The following is a 16714-nucleotide window of genomic DNA, read 5'->3' on the forward strand; positions in this document are numbered from 1 at the left end:
GTGACAATTTGATTTTGCATGTTTACTTCTAATTTTTGCTATATTCACTTCTTTGCTGGGATAGTAAGATATAGGAAATAAAAAGTGAGGTGCATGCATGAGGTTTACGATTCGAAGCAAGCTGCTGATCAGCTTCTTATCCGTTGCTTTTTTTGTGGCTGCGGTGAACATAACCGCGTACATTTACAACGACAAACTGAATCATTCCTTCGATAATCTCATAGACCAGCGGGTAGCCGTCCTGAATAAGGCAACGGAGATTCAGTACTTGGCCGTGCAGCAGACCAACAGTTTAAGAGGTTATCTGCTGACGCAGGACCCCGAGTTTATGGAGGAGCTGCGGACGTCGAATACCGCAATGACCGGACTTATCCGCGAGGTGGAGGATCTAATCGTCCGGCCGGAGGGGAAGGAATCCTTTCAGGAGCTGGCGAATAACGATGCTTCTTTTGTAAGAAGCTCTGAAGAGCTGCTGGCCAACCTGGAGAAGAATCATGATAAGGCGGCCGCCTTGGCTTATTTCAAAACAACCACTCTCCCGTTAGGCGAGCAGTTAGGGCCGCTCTCCCAAAAGTTTGTGAAATACCAGCAGCAGCTGCTGGAAGAGGACCGGACAAAGAACGCCTCCATGGTTGATTTCGTTAACACCTTGACGGCTATTCTTACGGTTATTACCTTTCTGTTAACTCTGCTTATCGGACTCCTGTTATCACACCGCATCACGAGAAATCTCTTCAAAATTACGAGCGTTATTACCGGATTTAATCATGATTCCAAAACATCCTCAAATATCCCACATATCGAAGTTCGCTCCCAAGACGAGATCGGAGATATCGCCCGGTCCTTTAATGAAATGGCGATTACGCTGAATAAGTACTCCATTCTGGAGCAGGAGCAGCGCTGGCTTGAGACGAATGTTGCCGATATGGCGACCCGGTTCCAAGGCGTTAATAATCTGGAGTCTCTGGCTCAGCTGTTTATTACGGCGATTACCCCGCTGGTTGATGCCAGCTATGGCGTGTTTTATCTGAAAGACGGCACGGGCCGGCGCCACCAGCTGAATAGATTGGCATCTTATGCGTACCAGCATTCGGCTATCGGTGTAGATTTCTTCCGGAACGGAGAAGGGCTTGTCGGACAAGCTGCCTTGGAGAGCCGCACCATTCTGCTGACCAATGTACCCGACAATTACATTCAAATCACATCCGGATTAGGGAAGGCGTCGCCTGCAAGCCTGCTCATTATGCCAATTCAGTTCGAAGGGCAGGTTATCGCCGTCATGGAACTGGCGTCGTTCGGCACCTTTACTCCAATCCAGCAATCGCTGCTGCAGCAGGTATCCACTCACTTGGGAAGCGTGCTTAGCAGTCTGCAGGGACGCATGCAGGTCGAGCAGCTGCTGGCGGAATCGCAGGTGCTGACGGAAGAACTGCAGACCCAGTCGGAAGAGCTGAGAGGCATTAACGAGAAGCTGGAGGAACAGAACAAGAATTCCGAGCAGAAGACAAAAGAGCTGGAGAAGACGAAGACCCAGCTGGAGGAGAAGGCCAGGCAGCTGTCGCTCAGCTCGCAGTACAAATCCGAGTTTCTGGCCAATATGTCTCATGAGCTTCGGACTCCGCTGAACAGTTTATTGATCTTGTCCAACATTCTGGCGACCAATACCGAAGGCAACCTAAACGATCATCAAGTGAAGTACGCCCATACCATTCATCAATCAGGCAATGACCTGCTGCAGCTGATTAACGACATTCTCGATCTGGCGAAGGTGGAAGCTGGCAAAATCGATCTCGTGCACAGCAAAGTTTGTCTTCATGAGATTAGCGAGTTCGCCGAGCAGCAATTCCTTCCCGTAGCCCATCAGAAGGGACTTTCGTTTAAGACGGTAGTCGATGCTGATCTGCCGCAGTCGCTATACACGGATGAGCAGCGGTTAATGCAAATTATTAAAAACCTGCTCTCGAACGCTTTTAAATTTACCGAACGGGGCGAGGTAAAGCTGCATATTCACTATGCGCAGTTGGAATCGCGTGCAAAAGGAAGCATCGGCTTCTCTATCATCGATACCGGTATCGGCATCCCGAGGGAGAAGCAAGAGCTGATCTTTCAGGCTTTCCAGCAGGCGGACGGAACGACCAACCGGAAATACGGCGGCACGGGGCTTGGTCTCTCGATCAGCATCAATATGGCGCAGCTGCTGGGCGGCACCATTCATGTAACCAGCGTGCCGGGTAAAGGAAGTGTATTCACGTTGACTCTTCCGAGTGAAGAGGCGTCCGAGAGCGTGGGCGGCCCATCCGTCGTTCATCAGGAATCCGCCGCGGCCGTCGCCGAGCTCATGGAGCCGGAAAGAGCTAGAGGGCCGGAAAGCGATGACGCCGGCTTGGACGATGCGGTCTGGATAGGCAAAAAAGTATTGATTGTGGACGACGATATGAGGAACATTTATGCCACTACCATCGCCCTTGAGAGCAAGCAAGTAGAAGTGCTTTTTGCCGAGAATGGACTTTCGTGCTTAAAAGTGTTGAAGGAACATCCGGACGTGGATCTTATCCTGATGGATATTATGCTGCCTGAAATGGATGGCTACGAGACTATGCGCACGCTGCGGCAAATGCCGGGCTTTGGCGATCTTCCGATTATTTCCTTAACGGCCAAAGCGATGAAGGACGATAAGGATAAATGCCTGGAAGCAGGCGCATCCGATTACATGAGCAAGCCAGTCAAGCTGGAGCAGCTGTTTGCCCGCATCCATTCTTGGCTGAGCAGATAGGTGGTAAGGCGTCATGTGTACGAATGAGAAGGAACCAATGGATGAACTTGAGCAGCTCGAGATTGAACTGCTGCTGGAGGCGTTGTATCGGTATTACGGGGTCGATTTCCGGAACTATGTGATGCCGACGATCCGCCGAAGAGTATGGAATCGGATTCGGACGGAACGTCTGAGGACGATTTCCGGCCTGCAGGAAAAGGTGCTGCATGACCGGCAGTCGTTCAATCGGCTGGCGAATGACTTTTCCATCAATGTTACCGAGCTGTTCCGCGATCCCAGCTTCTTCAAGGCATTCCGGGACAAGGTAGTTCCGCAGCTGAAGGATTATCCCCGCATCCGCATCTGGCATGCCGGCTGTTCGACCGGAGAAGAAGCCTACTCCATGGCGATGCTGCTGCATGAGGAAGGACTGCTGGAGAAGACAAGAATTTACGCGACCGATATGAACGAATCGGTTATTGAGGAAGCCAAGCTGGGGTCCTTTCCTCTCGACCGCTTGGCCTCGTATTCCCATAATTACGCGCAGTCAGGCGGCAGGAAATCGATCAAGGAATACGTATCGGTTACGAGCGGCCGCGCGGAATTCCGTCCTTTTCTAGGGGAGAAGATTACGTTCGCCCAGCATAATCTGGCGGTAGACGAGTCCTTTAACGAATTCCATGTCATTATTTGCCGCAATGTCATGATTTACTTTAACTCTTATTTGCAGAACCGAGTGCATGAATTGTTTTACGAGAGCTTGTCCCCTTCCGGTTTCCTTGGTCTGGGGCATAAGGAGAGCATAACCTTTACCAGCTTCACAGACTGTTACAAGGAGATGGAAGCAAATGAGAAACTTTACCGCAAAGTTAAATAGCGCCGTATCCAAGGTGAATATTCTGATGGTCGACGACCGTCCGGAAAATTTGATTGCTCTTGAAGCGATTCTGGCTTCCCCGAACTATAGGCTGTACTCCGCACATTCCGGCGAGGAAGCGCTTCGGCATGTGCTGACGACCGACTTCGCCGTTATTTTGCTTGATGTCCAGATGCCAGGGATGAACGGCTTCGAAACAGCCAGCCTGATCAAGATGAGGGAACGCTCGAAGCATGTGCCCATTATCTTTATTACGGCGATTAGTCAGGCGGCCGAGCATGTTAAGCATGGCTATTCGGTGGGGGCGATCGATTATATTTTCAAGCCTTACCATGCCGAAACGTTAAAAATGAAAATCGAAGCCTTCGTTCAGCTGTATCAATACCAGGAGCATATCAAGCTGCAGAATGAACTGTTGAAGGTCATTGGCGAAACCTCGAACGATACCATTGTCACCGTTGATGAAGCCGGCATTATGCAAACCTTGAATCCCACGGCAGCCAGAATGTTTGGTTATGCTCCGGACAAGCTGACGGGCCGTCCAATCGACGATATCGTCCCGGCTCTGTCCTCCTTCCTTCATGCCGAGACGAACCATGGCGCAAGATTAATCGAGACAACGGCGCTGCGCAAAGATACGATCCCTTTCCCCGTGGATGTTCAGATCGGAAAGACAAGTATTGTGGGGAAGCAGCTTTTCGTCTGCTCGATCCGCGATGTGACCGACCGCAAGATGATGGAGGAGGAGCGGTTCCGCAAAATTTTTGACACGACTCCTTGCTTAATCGCCTTGAGATCATTAAAGGATAAGCGTTATATCAATGTGAACGAGAGCCTGCTGCAAGCGATGGGCTATGAAGGGAATGAAGTCATTAATCAATCGGCGGACATGCTTCAATATATTGTAGACTCGGACGATAAGGGGGCTGAACGTCATGATCCATGGCAGCCGGCGCGTAATATTCGGATTCGGTACATGACGAAGACGGGGGACCTGCGGGATGGATTGCTTTCGAGCGAAGTCATGCAGGTTCATGGCGAGGACTGCCTGCTCAGCGTGGTAACGGATATTTCGGAACGCGTGTTTTTGGAAAAGGAGATTACCCGACTCGACCGGCTTAATATTACAGGGGAGATGGCTGCGGGTATCGTGCATGAAATCCGCAACCCGATGACGACCGTCCGGGGCTTCCTTCAGCTGTCGAGAAACAATCCGTCGAAGGAATACACCGACATTATGATTGAAGAGCTGGACCGGGTGCATAATATTGTGACGGAGTTTCTATCCGTGGGCGCACAGGCTCCAACCAGACGCAGCTCGAAGCACATTAATACGGTAATCGAGACGCTGTACCCGCTCATTCAGTCGAAAGCGTTAACCGGCAATCATGATATTTCCCTCGATCTGGGAGAATGCCCGCCGATTCAGCTCGATGAGAAGGAGATTCGCCAGCTGGTGCTTAATCTCGTATTAAACGGTCTGGATGCGATGCCTTTGGGCGGTCGTTTGAAAATCAGGACTTACTCGGACAGCAAGCAGGTCGTTATGGAGGTCAAGGACCAAGGCGGCGGCATTAAGGAAGAGTTTCTTGCGAAGCTGGGAACGCCGTTCTTCAGCACCAAAGCGAGCGGCACTGGCCTTGGCTTATCTGTCTGCTATGGCATTGCCGCCCGGCATGACGCCGTCATTAAGGTGCAGACCGGCGAGCAGGGCACGACGTTTTTTGTGCATTTTAACTTGTAAGCTTATGGGGAAAAGACCATACCTCCTGCGTGGCAGAGGGGTATGGTCTTTTTGCGCTTGTGCGGCAGCACGCCGCCTGCGTTATCGTCAACGGTTATCCTCGGGGAACGCTATATGACTAGTTGCTTGAAGTGAAGCAATTCGCCAACGTTGTACAAAGTGCAGCATAATAGGGTGAATTAGCCCGGTAAAAAGAAATATCCTGCACGGAGTGCAGGATATTAGAGAAAGTTAGCCTGGCTAGGCTCAAATCGGCGAAATATCATGCATTCCGTACAGCATAATTTAGTCGCTCAAAGCAAAACAGGCAAATATCAGCAGCCAACAGCCAACAGCCAACAGCCTGCTTGACCTCCCCCTACAGCTGAAGCTTCTTCATCCCGTTCATGTACTTGCGCAATGCCTCCGGAATACGGATCGAGCCATCCTCCTCCTGATGAGTCTCCAGCAGAGGAATGAGGATCCGCGGCGAAGCGACGGCCGTGTTATTAAGGGTATGGCAAAATCTTAGCTTGCCTTGGTCATCCCGGTAGCGGATGTTCGAGCGGCGCGCTTGGAAGTCGAGCAGGTTCGACGACGAATGGGTCTCGCCGTAAGCTTGGCGGCTTGGCATCCAGGTCTCGATGTCGAATTGCTTATAGGTTTTTTGCGACATATCTCCCGTGCATACCGCCATAACGCGATAAGGAAGCTCAAGCTGCTGCAGAAGATCCTCCGCATTTTGCGTAATCTCTTGCAGCATCCGCTCCGATGCCTCTTTGCTGTCCTCGCAAATAATGACTTGCTCGACCTTCGAGAACTGATGAACCCGGTATAAACCATGCACATCCTTGCCCGCCGAGCCTACCTCGCTGCGGAAGCAGGTCGAGGCGGCTGCCAGTCGAATCGGCTTGCTGACATCCACGATTTCATTATCGTAGAACGAGATAAGGGGAACCTCCGATGTGCCAACCAGGTATTTGTCGCCGTCATCGATCCGGTAGGTCTGCTCCTCTCCAAGCGGGAAGAAGCCGGTATTAAACAGGGCTTCCTTGCGCACCATCAGCGGTACCTCCAGCAAGGTGAAGCCTCTGGCCATAAGCAAATCGAGCGCAAGCTGCTGTACGGCACGGTGCAGGGCAGCTCCGGCTCCGGTTAAATAATAGTTGCGGCTCCCGGCCGTTTTGACCCCGCGGGGGATGTTAATCATTTGGTGAAGCTCGCCAAGCTTTACGTGATCCTTGATTTCAAAGCCAAAGCCCGGCGGCTCGCCAACTCTTCTTACCTCCACATTATCCTGATCCGACTTTCCGATCGGCGTGTCCGGCGATACGATATTCGGAACAACCTGCATAAGGTCCGCGTACTCGGCTTGAACGGCTCTCTGCTCTGTCTCCAGGCTGGCGATGCGTTGGTTAATTTCTTTCATGTGAAGCTTTTTCTGCTCCACATCCTTCTCTTCGCTGCTATAAATGGATAGGTTAATCTCTTGAATGGTCTGATTCCGTTCCTGACGCAGCTCCTCAATGTCCTGCTGCAGTCTCCGCCGCGCATCATCCACTTCCACAAGCTGCGAAATGGAGATTGCGATCCCTTTCCGGTCTGCGACCGTTTGAACCTCTTCCTGGTTGTTTCTAATCCACTTGATGTCTAGCATGGCAACTCGCTCCTCTTCAATAAGAATACAAAAAAGCGCTCTAACCGTCCGATTGGGACGAAGAGCGCTTGTATTCTCGCGGTGCCACCCAAATTGATTAAACAGCTTTACCACTGTTTAATCCACTTAGTTCCGCGGTAACGGGCGGGTCCGGTTAACTTAGGGAGAACGGTAATTCCCCTTGACGAGAACGCCTCCGAGTTGGATTCTCTTCATCGGCCTAATTTCGTTTGAATTTTTACTAGTATAGCTTATGCTGCTATTTTTATTCAAGTGCGAATTTAAAAAACCTGCGGGTTAATGCTGCTGAACAGGGGCAAGAGAGTAGAAGCGCTCGGTTTTATCCAACGTTTCTCGTACCTTCTCATCCCACACGTAGCTCAGTTCAAACGTCCCCTCCTGGAAGAAAAGCGGGAACCGGCGGGCAAACCAGCTTTGCATCGGAAGCTTTAAGGCTTCATCCTTGTTCACCCAGAGCAGCTCGCCTTCGGGAGGGCTCTCGAGCAGCGTGCCTTCAAACGAAGTCGCCAGGTAGTTGAAGACCATATATCTCAGGTTCGTGGTGGGATCGCAAAATTCCTCGAGGCCTTTATAGATGATGTCTTTTACGATTAAGCCGGTTTCTTCCCGTACTTCGCGGATGGCGCCATTCACGAGGCTTTCCGGGAAATCCACTTTGCCGCCGGGGGCGATATAGCCGGGAAAACCCTTTTGGTCTGGCCTATTGATTAAAAGTACCTTATCCTTATCTTGAACCATACACATCGTATACATTTTATAGGTAATGGACATGCTGTGCCGCCGCCTATTCTATCTAGGATTGATAGATTTATTGTACCACAGAGGTTTTCTCGCCACTATTACTGAAGGAGGATGCATCATGATGCAGGGCTATAATGTTCTCATGGTATATAGCAGGGATATGGACAAGCTCTTAATGTGCAGGCGTCTGAAGGATCCCTACAAAGGATTAAGCAATCTGGTTGGCGGTAAAATCGAGCCAGGCGAGACTGGGTTAGACGCTGCATACCGGGAACTAGCCGAAGAAACCGGTATTACGAAAGGGGATATCTCCCTTGTTCCCGTTATGGATTTTAAGTATTACTTGCAGAACTGTTACGTGGAAGTATACGCCGGACGGTTGAAGCGGGACGACGTTGCCGTTGCCGGCGACGAGAATGAGCTGTACTGGTCGAACCTCGATTGCAACTTCTTCGATATGACCCTCTACGCAGGTGAAGGGAATATCGGGCACATGATCGAGCAGGTCAGTATGTACAGGGATAAAATATTTGGGGGTGTTACAAGCCAATGAGCGAACACGACATTATAAAACAAACGCGGCTGCCGGTAACGGTAAGCGGCATGGTGCGTAATCTGCGTAAGCTAGGCATACGGGAGGGGGACCATCTTCTCGTTCATTCCTCCATGTCCAGCTTAGGCTGGGTATGCGGCGGCCCGCAGGCGGTTGTGCAGGCTCTGCTGCAAGCCGTTGGGGCTGAAGGCACGCTGGTCATGCCGGCGCAGTGCGGAGACTGGAGCGATCCTGCCGAGTGGGGGAATCCCCCTGTTCCGCAGGAATGGCTAGAGATGATTTACAACGAAATGCCTGCTTTTGATCCGGCTGTAACGCCAACCCGGGGGATGGGGCGTATTGCCGAGCTGTTCCGGACTTATCCGGGCACGTTAAGGTCGGAGCACCCTCAGGTATCCTTTTGCGCGAATGGCAAGTATGCCGAATATATCGTGTCCGGCCATCCGCTAACGCCCCAGTTCGGGGAGGCGTCCCCGCTTGGCAAGCTGTATGCGGCAGGGGCAAAAGTGCTGCTGCTTGGGGCAGGCTTCGACTCCTGTACAAGCCTGCATCTTGCCGAGACAAGGATTGACCGCATGCCAACGAAAAAGATGGGAACGACCATGCTGGTCAATGGGGAACGTTCTTGGCAGTGGTTCACGGATTACGCGTATGACTCGGGTGATTTCGACGAGTTTGGCGCGCAATTCCATAGCGAAGTTCAGCATGGCAAGGTAGGCCAAGCCGACTGCAAGCTGTTTGAGATGACGACAGCGGTTGATGCCGCGGTTCAGTGGCTGCCTAAGCATCGGCATTTCATTTAAAGGGAGAACGGGGCTGGCGATATGATCGAAAGATTGATGTTCAGGGCAGCATGGAAGGAAGGACTTCAGGAGGAAGGCATAGCGGCCCTGCAGCAGGATGAGCAGGTTATCCGCCTCGTGAAGCAGGGGCGTTTGATGACGGCAGCGGCTTTTTATTGGAATCATAATCTCTTTCTTTACTATGAATGCATGGACGGCAAGCTGGCCCCAGAGGAAGTTGCCGGTGCGGCGGAGCCTTATTTGAAGGATTGGCCGGGACTGGTTGAGCCCCGCAAATGGATTCGGATGATGGATGTCTTTCACTTTAACGAACCTGCCGATCGGGAGCATTGGCTTCGCAAGAATCCGGTGGAGAAGAGAGTGGGGCGCGTTGCCCATCTGAAGCCGGAGATGATTGGCAGCTACGTGTATTACCATTACCAGCTTCAGGAGGAGCGGGCTTTCTGTGGTCCCAAGTACGAGATGATCGGAATCCACGAGAATCTCCTGTTCGGCTATCAGGAATTCCCGAATGTGACGGAGGTGCCTGTTGTGCCCGGCCGTCTCCAGACAAAGGGAACGCCGGAGAATTGGAGCGACTCGAGAATGGACCTGCATTTCCAACCGTGGGAAGACGGACATCTGTATTTCAAACCGATTGAACGGATTTATGCGTATTACATAGGCGATATTATCTTATAGAAAATAATGTAAAAAAGGCCGTTCAGCCCTGTTGATCGGCCTTTTTTAAATATACAGATTTTATAATCCAAATCTTGTAAAATGAGAGGGTAACTCTATTGTGGAGGTTGATGGAATGGATCAGGTCTTTGAAGCTATCCTGGTTAGCAAGCCCTCTTTCCAAGCGGTTGGAATCAGGTGGGAAGGAACGTTTGAGGAAGCGGGAGAGGGAGGCATCCGTGCCGTTCAGACGGAAGTGATTCGAAGGTTAGCGGAAATCAGGCATGTTGTTCACCCGGACATTTTACTCGGCTTATCCTATCATCATGAAGGCGACAGCTTTATTCATTATGCGGCTCTCGAAGTCGAACGGGTGGAGGATGTTCCTGAAGGTATGGACAGCGTAACCGTTCCGGCTCTGACTTATGCCATGACCGAGCACAAGAAGGAAGACAATATCGACTCCTCTTATACGAACATTTTCGCCTGGATTGAGAAGCAGGGTTATTCGATGCATAAAGGGGATGTTACTCATTTTGAGAAATACCCGATGGCACAGGATCCTTACGCCAAAAACCCGGAGTTCACGATTATGATACCGGTTGATCCAGAAGCATAACGCTATGGTTACGGAGCCTCCGCAGATCTTGTCTGCGGAGGCTTTTTAATTTTATCCCCTGGCAGTGGCGGATACTATCGTTAACGGCAGGCCGGATTTGCGATATGATGCTGCTTCATACTCATCCAGACGGCTGTCGGTAATAATCTCGTCAAACTCATCGAGGGATGCAAAAATCGCAAGCGAATTGTAGCTGAACTTGGTGGAATCGGACAGCAGAATCGTTTTGCCCGCAGTTTCCATGGTGGTCTGCCGGACGCCCACAAGGTTCGGAGACCAAGCCATGGCGCCTTTCGTCAAAGAGACGGCCTCGCAAGTCAGGAATGCGGCATCGACAGTCAGCGACTGCAGCATTTTCTCCGCATAAAAGCCGTCCAGGCTATACGCCCATTTGCTTATTCTTCCTCCCGTGCAATACACGTCGAAGCTGCCGAATCTCTCCTCATTGGACAGCATCAGAGCCGTATGCAGATCACGGGTAATGATCTTAAGCCCTTTAAACCTCTCCAGTTCATCCACCATGGAAGCCACGGTTGTCCCTGCATCCAGAATAATGCTCATGCCATCCTGAATATGCTTGGCGGCTTCCTTGGCAATAGCCAGCTTCTCCGCCTTATGCTCGTTTGCCCGCTGCTCGTATTTGGCGCCCATGAACCGTTTTACCTTGACGGCGCCTCCATGGAAGCGCTGAATTTTACCTTCCGATTGCAGAAGATCGAGGTCGCGGCGAATCGTCATCTTGGAGACGTTAAACTGCTCGGCAAGCTCGAGGATCGTTAACTGCGGCTTTGAATCCAATAGCATCATAATTTCGTGACGGCGTGTTCCGATTAGCATAATTGATCTCCTCCTATTAGCTGCCTCAACTCTAACTAAACATGTTATGTATTTGTTCAATTGTGTGAAAATTCTGTATACAAACTTTCGTTTGTGTGATATAAGGTGAATATGAGGTTATTTCGTGTTACTTAAGTGTGACTTTAGTTTACTCAAAATTCAGAAAATTTGCTAGACCCTCATGAAATTCGTTGCTGCCCGTCGTATGCATGTTATTTAATCTTACATTTATTTTATGAAGAGGTGAGCGTTTCATGTTCTTTCGTTATCAGGGAGAAGCCTATGACCGCAAGTTCCTGCCAAGATTGACGACCAAAGAGATTGCATCCATGAATAAAGACGATGTGCTGCTTGTGCTGCCCGTTGGCGCAGTGGAGCAGCATGGTCCGCATATGCCGGTGTTTACGGATACGCTGCTTGGCGAAGCGATGCTGGCTAAGGCTTTCGAGCATTTGCCCGAAGATTCGTCCATCTGGCTGCTGCCATCCGTGAGTTACGGAAAAAGCACCGAGCATGCCGGTCATCCGGGGACCATTACCCTGTCAGCCAAGACATTAATGGCGGTACTGGAGGATATCTCTTCTTCCCTTGCCCGAAGCGGCTTCCGCAAGCTGCTGCTCTTTAATACGCATGGCGGCAATGCGGATCTGCTAGGAATGATGGCGAGGGAAATCCGGATAGCGACAGGACTTGAGGTCTACCGGCTGGATCCCGGCGCAGTCGGTTACAGCGATTCCTTTACGGATGAAGCGGAAAAAGCATGCGGCATTCATGCCGGCGACGTGGAGACGTCTCTTGTTATGGCGACATGTCCGGGTTGGGTTCACGCGGAGCTTGCGCCCCGCGAGATGCCGAGGTTCCCGGATTCCCGCTATTTCTCGTTCCGTTCGCGGTCCTTTGCTTGGGTAATGGACGATATTTCGGGCAGCGGAGTGGCGGGAGACGCCACCAAAGCTACGCCGGATAGAGGGGCAGCGATGCTGGAGACGGCCGGGCCGCTCCTGGCGGAGGCACTGCTGCATATTGCATCGTTTGGTATGGCATCACTGAAGAACGAATAGGGGGGATTACCATGACAACAATGACGGGAGCCAAGGAATGGGTAAGGATGGAGCGGTTGTCCAAGGTATATCCGAACGGAACGGTAGCGGTCAAAGAGGTTGATCTGACGATCCACGAGGGAGAATTCCTTTGTTTCGTCGGTCCGTCCGGCTGCGGGAAATCGACGATCTTCAAGATGATTACCGGGTTATCCAATCCAAGCAGCGGAACCCTGCAGGTCATGGGAGCATCGGCAAGTGTTGCCCGCAAGCGGTCCGATACGGCTTTTGTTTTTCAGGATCATACGCTTCTGCCCTGGAACTCGGTCATTGATAACGTGACGCTGCCGCTGGCGCTTCGCGGAGTACCGCGCAAGGAAAGACAGCGTGAGGCGGAACGCGTGCTCGAGATGGTTGGCCTGAAGGACCATATGCGCTCCATGCCGCGCGAGCTGTCCGGCGGGATGAAGATGCGGGCTTCGATTGCCCGTGCCTTGGTGGCGAGACCCAAGCTGCTGCTGATGGATGAACCCTTTGGCGCGCTTGATGAAATTACGCGCCAGACGCTGCAGATCGAGCTGCTCGAGCTATGGCGGCAGGATCCGGAAATGACCGTACTCTTTGTTACCCATAACGTATTTGAAGCTGTATTTCTGTCGACTCGCATCGCGGTTATGACCCCTCGTCCGGGCAAGGTATCCGATCTAATCGACGTGCCGGTACCGTTCCCGCGCGACGAGTCATTCCGTACAACGCCGGAATTCGGGCAGATTGTCCGTTCCGTGTCGCAAGCCCTTAAGCATTAGAGAGGAGGAGAAACCATGTTGAAGGATTGGATGGTTGAAATGCGGGAAGCGGTCGGGGAGGAGAGGCTGCTGTCGGAACCGGGGCAGGTAGAGAAATTATCCAAGGATTATTACTGGTATTCCCCGGTGCTGGTCCCGCTGCTTCAGGATAAAAGGGCGGAGGCGATTGCCGTCCCGCATTCCGTGGAAGAGACGGCGAGCGTGCTCGCTTACGCTTGGAAGCACCGGGTTCCGGTGACAACCCGCGGCGCGGGTACCGGCAACTACGGTCAGGCGGTTCCGCTCGAAGGCGGCATTGTTCTTGATCTGAGCAAGCTCGACAAGGTCATTGAAGTAACCGATACTTATGCGCGCGTGCAGGCCGGAGTTCGGCTTGGCGGACTCGAGAAGCTTCTCCGTTCCGAGGGGAAAGAGCTCCGGATTTACCCGAGCACCTACGTGAAAGCAACGGTTGGCGGCTTCGTAAGCGGCGGCTCGGGCGGGATTGGATCGATAACCTGGGGCAACCTTTGGGACGGCAACGTGCTGGAGGCAGTCATCCTGACGGTGGAAGAAACGCCGCGCAGGCTGACCGTCAAGGGAGACGATCTGATCGCTTATATCCATAATTACGGAACGACGGGCGTGCTTGTCGAGGTCGTTATTCCGATTGCGGCAAAGGTGGAATGGACGCAAACGGTTGTCCAGTTCGATGATTTCCAATCGGCGGCACGGTTCTCTCATGCGGTTGCGCTGGATGATTCCATTCGCAAACGGCTGGTTGCTCCGGTCGAATGGCCAATCCCAACCTTTTTCAAGCCAATCGCTTCAAAACTCGAAGCCGGCTGCAGCGCTTGTCTGCTGGAGACCGCGCATGGCAGCGAAGAGCGGCTTGCTGCGCATGCCAGAGAGTTTGGAGGCCGAATCGGCTACACCATTCCGCCGGAGCAGTACCGCAAGGTGATCGGGCTGTCCGATTTTACATGGAACCATACGACGTTATGGGCGCTTAAAACGGACCCGACGCTGACTTATTTGCAGGCAGGCTTCGATAAGGAGCGGTTCCTTGACCAGATAACGCTTATTAAAGAGCAGTTCGGCGAAGAAGTGCTGATGCATCTCGAATTTATCCGAACGGCTGGCGTTGTTGTCCCCGCGGCGCTGCCGATTGTCCGTTATACGACGCATGAACGTCTGTATGAGATTATTGCCTTCTTCCGGTCCATTGGCGTCCGGATTAATGACCCCCATACCTGGATTCTGGAGATGGGAGGACGCGGGGAGTGGGATGCGATGGTAAACGCCAAGCGTGCCAACGACCCCCGCGGACTGTTGAATCCGGGCAAGCTGCAAACGCCGGTTGAGAGTATTTCGAATCAGGAGGGATAAGCGATGCGAGAGGAGACAATGACTACCCCGGAATTATCGTTCGGGACGTCGGCAGGCACGAGTACAACAAAGCTGCGTACCTCGTCACTAAAAAAAGTATGGAAAAGAATAGGCCCGCCGTCGATCGCCTTTATTCTATTTATCGGCGCATGGGAGCTGTTCTGCCGGTTATCCGGCCTGAAGCCGTATTTGCTTCCCAAGCCTTCAGATATTGTGCTGGCCGCCTCCGAGAACGCCTCGAATTTGTGGGTATCCGTATATACAACCATTACCGAAGCGGTGCTCGGATTCCTGCTCAGTATTGTTCTGGGCGTTGGTTTTGCCATTCTGCTCGCCAGCTCCAAGCTGATTGAACGAAGCATCTACCCTTACGCCATCATTATGCAGACGATTCCGATCGTCGCTATTGCCCCTATTATCGTCATCTGGTTTGGAGCCGGCATGAACGCCATCATTATTATCGCTTTTCTCATCGGATTTTTCCCGATGCTGTCCAACACCCTTATCGGTCTGAACTCAACCGACCACAACATGAAGAACCTCTTCTATCTCTATAACGCTTCTCCCTTGCAGACCATGATCCGGCTTCGCATTCCCGCGGCGCTTCCCTATATCGTGGCGGGCCTCAAAATCTCTTGTACGCTTGCCGTTATCGGCGCGATTGTCGGCGAATACATTGCCGGCATCGGCGGGGGCAATGGCGGGCTTGGTTACGCCATTACCGTTGCGTCATCCCGCCTGCAGACGGCTTATCTGTTCGCCTGCGGCTTATCCGCATCCTTGCTCGGCATTGCGTTCTTCCTGCTCGTGAACGCCTTCTCCAAGTGGATGCTGAGCTCCTGGCATGAATCCGAGATGAAATCTTCCGAAGGTTAGGGGTGAATTCTCTTGCGCACAGAAACGCTGGAAGCCATTAACGTCAAGCTGCCGCTGCAGCAAAGCGAAGAACTGTACACGGTTAAAGCGCGGGGAGGCCGGTGGACGGCGGTCGAACGCCAGGAGGGAGTGATCGTCTCCTCGGAGCATTTGCCGATCCAAGGGCTCTCCTTCGACGAATTGAAGACAACGGCCTTGCTCGATCTGGAGGGAAAAGTGATGCTGCCGGGCTTTGTAGACGCCCATATGCATCTCGACAAAGCGTACTCCCTGCCGTGGGTGCGCAACCGGTCCGGCACGCTGCTCGAGGCCATCGAGAATTACCGGGCGGCTGCGCCGGCCTTCACGAAAGAGATGATCCGCGACCGCATTGTGAAAGCGGCGCTGAGCTCGGCTTCCTTCGGCTCGGCCGTGCTTCGCAGCCATCTCGACGTGCCGGTGCATATGGGCCGCGAGATGGCGATGCGGACGATTGAGGCGGCGCTGGAGGCCCGGGAAAAGGTTAGCGGAATCGTTGACATTCAGTATTTTCCGATGTTCTTCTATGACCCTGCCTATGAACGGGAGCTGACGGAGTTTGCTTCAGAGACGCTCCGCATGGGCATAGACGGAATCGGCGGCGCCCCGCATCTATCGCCTAATCCGGAGACCAATGTGGGCTGGGCATTCCGGCTGGCTCAGTTGTTCGATAAGCCAATCGACCTTCATACCGATGAATCGGATAATCCCGACATGAAAACGATCGATATTTACTGCGATTACGTGAAAGCAGGCGGTTACGGCGGCCGGGCAACGGCAGGCCATCTCTGCTCCTTGTCAGCGATGGAGCATAACGAAGCGGAACGGCTGATTGCGAAAATGGCGGATGCGGGCATAGCGGCGGTTACCTTGCCCGCGGTTAATCTCTACCTGCAGGGACGCGGCGACCGGGGCAACGTGCGGCGCGGCGTCACCCGCGTCAGGGAGCTTGAGGAAGCGGGAGTGACCATTGCGGCAGCCTCGGACAATATTCAGGACCCGTTCCATCCGTTTGGCAGAGGGGATCTGCTGCAGATTGGCTTAATGACCGCCTATGCGGCCCATTTGGCCAAGGAGGAAGATATCGTCACTGTGCTCCGCATGCTGACGACCAACCCCGCCAAGCTTGCCGGCCTTACCCAATACGGAATTGCCCCGGGCAATCCGGCCAGCTTTGTCGTGCTGGGCGCCTGCTCGGAGGAAGAGCTGTTCCAAGAGCTTCCGTCATCGCGGTGGGTGTACAACAAGTCGAAGTGGACGTTTGCTTCCATGCTGAGCCGGTTCGGCCTGGAGCCTAGTGTCTCCGGCTCACTCGTTTAACTCTTGATTTTTCCATAAAGTCCGGTGTTTATCCGCTGCCAGA

At 52.6% G+C, this 16714-nt stretch carries 15 protein-coding genes; 12 read left to right on the forward strand and 3 right to left on the reverse strand.

Features of this window, described 5'->3' with window-relative positions; translation table 11 throughout:
• The first annotated feature begins 97 nt into the window (after positions 1 to 97).
• Genes PGL01S_RS11990 through PGL01S_RS12000 form a run of 3 tightly spaced genes read left to right on the forward strand, consistent with a single transcriptional unit; the run spans position 98 to position 5373 of the window.
• Positions 98 to 2773, forward strand: coding sequence for an ATP-binding protein (locus PGL01S_RS11990; RefSeq protein WP_127494846.1), 2676 nt, complete (start codon positions 98 to 100; stop codon positions 2771 to 2773).
• A gap of 13 nt (positions 2774 to 2786) precedes the next feature.
• Positions 2787 to 3629 (forward strand): CheR family methyltransferase, encoded by an 843-nt coding sequence (locus PGL01S_RS11995; RefSeq protein WP_127494848.1) that lies wholly within the window; start codon positions 2787 to 2789, stop codon positions 3627 to 3629.
• The gene (locus PGL01S_RS12000; RefSeq protein ID WP_127494850.1) at positions 3601 to 5373 is read left to right on the forward strand and encodes a PAS domain S-box protein; all 1773 of its coding nucleotides are present in this window, start codon (positions 3601 to 3603) and stop codon (positions 5371 to 5373) included. Before PGL01S_RS11995 ends, PGL01S_RS12000 begins: the two co-directional genes overlap by 29 nt.
• A gap of 358 nt (positions 5374 to 5731) precedes the next feature.
• Here the strand turns inward: PGL01S_RS12000 and serS are convergent, their stop codons facing one another.
• Both serS and PGL01S_RS12010 read right to left on the reverse strand, forming a co-directional pair.
• Positions 5732 to 7009: a serine--tRNA ligase gene (gene serS / locus PGL01S_RS12005; protein WP_127494852.1), complete on the reverse strand. Its 1278-nt coding sequence runs from the start codon at positions 7007 to 7009 to the stop codon at positions 5732 to 5734.
• 297 nt (positions 7010 to 7306) lie between these two features.
• Positions 7307 to 7801, reverse strand: a complete 495-nt coding sequence (locus PGL01S_RS12010) for an 8-oxo-dGTP diphosphatase (protein ID WP_127494854.1) — start codon at positions 7799 to 7801, stop codon at positions 7307 to 7309.
• A gap of 91 nt (positions 7802 to 7892) precedes the next feature.
• On the opposite strand from PGL01S_RS12010, the gene PGL01S_RS12015 reads away from it, so the two are divergent.
• The 4 genes from PGL01S_RS12015 to PGL01S_RS12030 all read left to right on the forward strand — a co-directional run bounded on the left by PGL01S_RS12015 (position 7893) and on the right by PGL01S_RS12030 (position 10406).
• Positions 7893 to 8324 carry an NUDIX hydrolase gene (locus PGL01S_RS12015; protein WP_127494949.1) on the forward strand — a complete coding sequence of 144 codons (432 nt, stop codon included), beginning with the start codon at positions 7893 to 7895 and terminating at the stop codon, positions 8322 to 8324.
• Positions 8321 to 9127 carry an AAC(3) family N-acetyltransferase gene (locus PGL01S_RS12020; protein ID WP_127494856.1) on the forward strand — a complete coding sequence of 269 codons (807 nt, stop codon included), beginning with the start codon at positions 8321 to 8323 and terminating at the stop codon, positions 9125 to 9127. Before PGL01S_RS12015 ends, PGL01S_RS12020 begins: the two co-directional genes overlap by 4 nt.
• A 21-nt stretch (positions 9128 to 9148) precedes the next feature.
• Positions 9149 to 9808 carry a hypothetical protein gene (locus PGL01S_RS12025; RefSeq protein ID WP_127494858.1) on the forward strand — a complete coding sequence of 220 codons (660 nt, stop codon included), beginning with the start codon at positions 9149 to 9151 and terminating at the stop codon, positions 9806 to 9808.
• A gap of 115 nt (positions 9809 to 9923) precedes the next feature.
• Positions 9924 to 10406, forward strand: a complete 483-nt coding sequence (locus PGL01S_RS12030; protein ID WP_127494860.1) for a GyrI-like domain-containing protein — start codon at positions 9924 to 9926, stop codon at positions 10404 to 10406.
• A 51-nt stretch (positions 10407 to 10457) separates the two neighbouring features.
• Here PGL01S_RS12030 and PGL01S_RS12035 read toward each other — a convergent pair whose 3' ends face one another.
• Positions 10458 to 11243, reverse strand: coding sequence for a DeoR/GlpR family DNA-binding transcription regulator (locus PGL01S_RS12035; protein WP_127494862.1), 786 nt, complete (start codon positions 11241 to 11243; stop codon positions 10458 to 10460).
• Positions 11244 to 11497: 254 nt separating this feature from the next.
• Here PGL01S_RS12035 and PGL01S_RS12040 point away from each other — a divergent pair, with 254 nt between their 5' ends.
• Genes PGL01S_RS12040 through PGL01S_RS12060 form a run of 5 tightly spaced genes read left to right on the forward strand, consistent with a single transcriptional unit; the run spans position 11498 to position 16671 of the window.
• Positions 11498 to 12304 (forward strand): creatininase family protein, encoded by an 807-nt coding sequence (locus PGL01S_RS12040; protein ID WP_127494864.1) that lies wholly within the window; start codon positions 11498 to 11500, stop codon positions 12302 to 12304.
• 11 nt (positions 12305 to 12315) lie between these two features.
• Positions 12316 to 13089 carry an ABC transporter ATP-binding protein gene (locus tag PGL01S_RS12045; protein ID WP_015847676.1) on the forward strand — a complete coding sequence of 258 codons (774 nt, stop codon included), beginning with the start codon at positions 12316 to 12318 and terminating at the stop codon, positions 13087 to 13089.
• A gap of 15 nt (positions 13090 to 13104) precedes the next feature.
• Positions 13105 to 14457 (forward strand): FAD-binding oxidoreductase, encoded by a 1353-nt coding sequence (locus PGL01S_RS12050; protein ID WP_127494866.1) that lies wholly within the window; start codon positions 13105 to 13107, stop codon positions 14455 to 14457.
• Between the two features lie 3 nt (positions 14458 to 14460).
• Positions 14461 to 15333 carry an ABC transporter permease gene (locus tag PGL01S_RS12055; protein ID WP_127494868.1) on the forward strand — a complete coding sequence of 291 codons (873 nt, stop codon included), beginning with the start codon at positions 14461 to 14463 and terminating at the stop codon, positions 15331 to 15333.
• A 12-nt stretch (positions 15334 to 15345) separates the two neighbouring features.
• Entirely contained in the window at positions 15346 to 16671 is a 1326-nt protein-coding gene (locus tag PGL01S_RS12060; protein WP_127494870.1) for an amidohydrolase family protein, read from the forward strand.
• Positions 16672 to 16714 lie beyond the last annotated feature (43 nt).

It is taken from the genome of Paenibacillus glycanilyticus NBRC 16618 (genome assembly GCF_004000805.1).
GTDB classification, from domain to species: Bacteria; Bacillota; Bacilli; order Paenibacillales; family Paenibacillaceae; genus Pristimantibacillus; species Pristimantibacillus glycanilyticus.